Source organism: Vibrio sp. 10N.222.55.C6 (genome assembly GCF_041473395.1).
Taxonomy (GTDB): Bacteria; Pseudomonadota; Gammaproteobacteria; order Enterobacterales; family Vibrionaceae; genus Vibrio; species Vibrio crassostreae_C.
Map to the genome: position 1 here is coordinate 1 of NZ_JBFRSD010000996.1, position 464 is coordinate 464.

Consider the following 464-nt stretch of genomic DNA (forward strand, 5'->3'; position numbering starts at 1 on the left):
ATCACCGCTAATTGCCAACTCTTTGGTTTTCTCTATTACATCAACACAAATAGCAATCCATGTTGATGTAACTGCTGCACGATACGCACCAGCCCTATAAGAAATGATTGCTTCTCTCAAATATTCTTGTGAATGTTTGTTTCTTACTTGTAACAATAACCCATCTAAATCTGTTAATTGATTATACATCTTACATTAAACTCTAAAAGTCATAGTCTGAATAGCCGATAGTCACCAAAACTATAGACACTTGAGAGCATAATGTATGTATTAGGGAAATTTTGTCAAACCTCAATTAATTTTAAATCTACCACCCTCGCATGAGCTTTCTAAACTCAGTAGGTTCTGAAGCTAAATCAAGTAGTTCTTCATCACTCCAATATTCAATTGCTGTCAATATGTTCTCAAAGTACTGGCAGTCTTTATCAGTTAATCCTCGTCTCCTTTTTCTATCAGTCTTTTGA

1 pseudogene is annotated in these 464 nt (G+C 34.5%); it reads right to left on the reverse strand.

Going from position 1 to position 464, the window contains the following annotated elements:
• Positions 1-189, reverse strand: a pseudogene (locus AB4486_RS27235) (hypothetical protein); the annotation flags it as partial.
• Positions 190-464 lie beyond the last annotated feature (275 nt).